2 protein-coding genes are annotated in these 2,030 nt (G+C 52.5%); one reads left to right on the top strand and one right to left on the bottom strand.

Annotated features, from left to right (window positions below):
- The first annotated feature begins 371 nt into the window (after positions 1–371).
- Positions 372–1,409, top strand: a complete 1,038-nt coding sequence (locus FBQ85_29720; protein MDL1879309.1) for a DUF72 domain-containing protein — start codon at positions 372–374, stop codon at positions 1,407–1,409.
- Here FBQ85_29720 and FBQ85_29715 read toward each other — a convergent pair.
- Positions 1,406–1,867, bottom strand: coding sequence for an SOS response-associated peptidase (locus tag FBQ85_29715; GenBank protein MDL1879308.1), 462 nt, complete (start codon positions 1,865–1,867; stop codon positions 1,406–1,408). The two genes, FBQ85_29720 and FBQ85_29715, sit on opposite strands and share 4 nt — an antisense overlap.
- Positions 1,868–2,030 lie beyond the last annotated feature (163 nt).

The following is a 2,030-nucleotide window of genomic DNA, read 5'->3' as shown; positions in this document are numbered from 1 at the left end:
AAAAAGCCAGCGAGAGTCTTCGCCTAAAAAAGCGGAATACCGGCAAGCTGAGGCTTGAAATCACCTTTAGCGACGGCAAGAAGGCGATTGGTCAAGCAGTTCTGCCGGCCCCGGCATTTCTAGCGCATGCGCTGTACCCTTGCGCCAAAGAATTATTGTATCGGCTCACACAGCGCCGCGTGCGGGTGCGCACCATTATTCTCGCATCGGCAAAACTCTCGCCGCAAGCCCGGCAGCTTGATTTGTTTTCAGCGGAAACCGTTTCGCGCGCGGAGAAGCTGCAACAGGCAATGGCGCGTGTGCGCGAGCGCTTCGGTGAAAAAGCGGTGGGGTATTTGCGGTTGAATTGATCAAAACTGTGAGGAGAGGCGATGGCGCGAACACTGGCAGACTACGAACGCTTGGTCAAATGGGGAAGCTGTAGCTGGAATTATCTTCAAGGCTGGAAAGGCGTGGTTTATCATGGCAAACAGGATGAAACGGATTTGCCTTTGTTTCAGGGCAATGATGTTTTATCAAATGGCACAATGGTGGTTGCCCCGACTAAAATGAAAAAGGCGGCTGATTATGGTGCGGAGCTACTGTCGCAATATTGTGCTTACGAACATTTTTCAACGCTCTGTTTTGATATGACCCATTACCGGCCATTTAGTGCGGAGGAGCTGGCCGGCTTTGCGCAATACCTGAAACCAGGCTTTCCGGTGGTGATTAAGGTCTGGGATGCCATTACCAAAATCGGCCAGTGGCAGAGAGTGGGCAAAGCGCAATACGAGCGCCACAGCAATCGTAATTTTCTCAATCCCAGAGTTTTTGTCGATCAGTTCTTGCCGCCGTATCGCCAGGCGTTTGCTGAACACGTCGGCATGTTCTTGTTCGAATTCATGCGCCTGGGATATTATGACGACGAGAAAAAACGCTGGAGCAATTACGATCCGCGCAAATTCAACCAGGCCTTGCATGAGTTTCTTGGCGCATTGCCGAAAGATTTCCGCTATGCCATTGAAATTCGAGATCGCAACCTGGTTAATGCAGAATATGCCCGGGTGTTGCGTTATCACGGGGTGGCGCATTGCTTCAATCAGTGGGAATCTATGCTCTCGTTAGAGGAGCAATTTGATATTGTGGGCTTTACCGCGAAGTTTGCTGCCATCCGCGTGTTGACACCTCCGCGCGTGAAATATGCTACAGTGCAAAAATCGTATGCCCCATATGATCGCATTCATGAGCGTTTGCCCAAAATGCGCACCGGCATTGTTTCGCTCATTGAACGCGCCCTGAGCAGTCTGGTGTATTTGTCCATCGTGATCAACAACCGCGCCGAAGGCCATGCCCCGGCAACGGTGCGGGAATTGGATGGCGCGATGCGCATGAAACTCCGTGCGGATGAGAATGGGCGGGATCGCGTTTAAGTGTCCTTCGGTTTGATGCAGTCTGCAATATCGTTCTTAGGGCTGTTCACGATGGTCGAGACTTCGTAAGCGGCCATCTCTTTCGCCGGATATGCCACGAGCATGCCTTGCAGTTTGTCCAGGTCTTCGCCCTGGAGCCAGGCATCTTCCAAATCCGGTGGAATAATCACCGGCATGCGGTCGTGAATCTTCTTCATCAAGGCGTTGGGCGCGGTGGTGATGATGGTGAAAGTTTTAATCTCCTTGCCGTTCGCATCCTTCCATCTTGACCAAAGGCCTGCCATGCCAAAGAGTTGGCGGTTTTTCAGTGTGAGGCGCAGCGGTTGCTTGGTATCCCTGTCGGCGAAGCCCTTAGCAGCCCTGTATGCCGATGCTGGGAAACCACCCTGCTGATGTGTGGTCGATACGAAAAGGTACCGTACTGGGGGAGTGGGGGCGGAGAAACGACGTCGGCACAACGCGACTCGGCATTAAAAACGCCACCTCCGAATGGTAACCGTATCATAAGTTCACACGATGCCGTGGCAAATATGGTATTTAACCCGCATGGTGACGGGCAGGTACTCACCTCGGCAGAACTGATGGAGTGCGATAATCTGTTTGTGCTTCCGGTTGCCGACA

The sequence above is a fragment of the Cytophagia bacterium CHB2 genome, assembly GCA_030263535.1.
In the GTDB taxonomy this organism is placed as follows: Bacteria; Zhuqueibacterota; Zhuqueibacteria; order Zhuqueibacterales; family Zhuqueibacteraceae; genus Coneutiohabitans.
The sequence above is the reverse complement of the archived record's forward strand: the minus strand, read 5'-3'. Positions and strand labels throughout refer to the sequence as shown.